The sequence below is a fragment of the uncultured Limnohabitans sp. genome (assembly GCF_937889215.1).
Lineage (GTDB): Bacteria > Pseudomonadota > Gammaproteobacteria > Burkholderiales > Burkholderiaceae_C > Limnohabitans_A.
In genome coordinates this window covers 1-2,008 of the sequence record NZ_CALBEX010000603.1, presented here as the reverse complement: position 1 = coordinate 2,008, position 2,008 = coordinate 1, and the positions used below count along the sequence as shown (strand labels likewise).

1 protein-coding gene is annotated in these 2,008 nt (G+C 57.5%); it reads left to right on the top strand.

The annotated features are described in order from the left end of the window. Positions 1-290 precede the first annotated feature (290 nt). Complete coding sequence (locus Q0341_RS15115) at positions 291-1,820, top strand: acyl--CoA ligase (RefSeq protein ID WP_299515044.1); 1,530 nt, start codon at positions 291-293, stop codon at positions 1,818-1,820. Positions 1,821-2,008 lie beyond the last annotated feature (188 nt).

Genomic DNA, 2,008 nt, shown 5'->3' with positions numbered 1-2,008 from the left:
TCGCAGCGGGACTTGCACCCGCAGGTGTGCGCCCATGCTGGGCGCACAACAAAAAACGGCCCTTCGGGGCCGTTTTGCATCGCTCGCTAAAACCCAAGCCGGATTGTCCAGCCGATGAGCGCATCAACTGGCCAAGAGCTTTTCATCGAAACAAAGCGGTGTTGCTGTTGAAATCACCGCGCGCACCAACGCAAGCGCGTGAATTCCCTTGACGACCGTTGCGCACGGCCACTGTGCGCAAAGGTCATTACAGTAAAAATAAAATAAAATAAAAAATTGAAGGAATATTTATGTCTATTGTTTTGCAAGATTTGCTCTCCCGTGGCGTCGACCATGCGCCAGCGATTTCAGCGCCGTCGCGTTTGCCGTTGAAATTTGAAGCCTTAAGGAAACTGATCGCCACCACCATTGAACAGCTCAATGCGCTGGGCATTGGCCGCAACGACCGGGTGGCGATTGTGCTGCCCAACGGCCCGGAGATGGCGACTTGCTTCATGGCTTGTGCCAGCGGCGTGACCAGTGCGCCCTTGAATCCGGCTTATCGCGCCGATGAATTCGAGTTCTATCTCAACGACCTTCATGCCAAAGCGCTGATTGTTGAGCAGTCCAGCAATTCACCGGCCATTGCCGTCGCTGAAAAATTGGGTGTGCGCATCATTGACCTGATCGCCGATCCAGATCAGCCAGCGGGCAATTTCACCTTGGCACCACGCGACGGCAAGCCCGCCGGATCTGCGGCAGCGCAGGGCGGCTACGCTTTGACTGGGGACGTGTCCATGGTGCTTCACACCTCCGGAACCACGTCGCGGCCCAAGATCGTGCCGCTGACCCAAGGCAATCTGGTGGCGTCGGCCACCAATATCCGCAACAGTTTGCAGTTTGTGTCCGAGGATTGCGGCCTCAACGTCATGCCGCTTTTTCATATTCACGGTCTGATTGCCGGTGTGCTTGCGCCCTTGGCGGCAGGTTCGCAAGTGTTTTGCACTCCGGGCTTCAATGCCCTGAAGTTTTTCGCCTGGATGGACGAGGCGCGGCCTACTTGGTACACCGCTGTGCCCACCATGCACCAAGCTATTGTGAGTCGGGGCAAAGGCAATGCCGATGTCATCGCGCGCAACCCGCTGCGCTTTTTGCGTTCGTCGTCGTCGTCCATGCCGCCGCAGGTGATTCAGGAGCTTGAAGCGCTTTTCCATGCGCCGCTGATCGAAGCCTATGGCATGACCGAAGCGACGCACCAAATGGCCTGCAACCCGCTGCCCCCGGGTGTTCGCAAACCGGGCATGGTGGGCATTGCCGCTGGCCCCGAGATCGGCATCATGGACACAGAGGGCGTCCACCTGCCGCGCGGTTCTGTAGGCGAAATTGTGATCCGTGGTGCCAACGTGACGGCCGGTTACGAGAACAACCCCAAAGCCAACGAAGAGGGCTTCACCCATGGGTGGTTCCGCACCGGTGACCAAGGCGTGATGGACGCAGACGGGTACATCAGCATCACCGGGCGTCTGAAGGAAATCATCAACCGCGGTGGCGAAAAAGTCAGCCCTCGCGAGGTGGACGAGATATTGATGGACCACGCCGCCGTAGCCCAGGTGGTTTGCTTCGGCATGCCGCACCCCAAATTGGGCGAGGAAGTCGCTGCGGTTGTGGTGCTGCGTGAGGGTCAGAGCGCCACCGAGCGTGAACTCCAGGCTTTTGTCAGTTCACGGGCCGCAGATTACAAGGTGCCCAAGAAAATTTTGTTCATGGACGAAATCCCCAAGGGAGCCACTGGCAAGCTGCAGCGCATCGGCTTGGCGGTCAAGTTGGGACTCGGCAGCTGAAATGTCCTCATGCTGGCGCACCGAATTTTTATACACCACGAGACTTGACTATGCAGTTGAAACAATGCGCCAGTGTGCTTCCGAGTAATTTTTTCTTGGCTGTTGCTTTGCCAGGCTGCCCAGCTGACGTTGGGGTTGTGGACGATCTCTTCAAGGGTTTGGTGAGGAAGAACCACAGCTTTGCGGTG

Coding starts and splice junctions, on each gene's coding strand:
- Q0341_RS15115 (WP_299515044.1), top strand. CDS start 291: ATGTCTATTGTTTTGCAAGATTTGCTCTCCCGTGGCGTCGACCATGCG.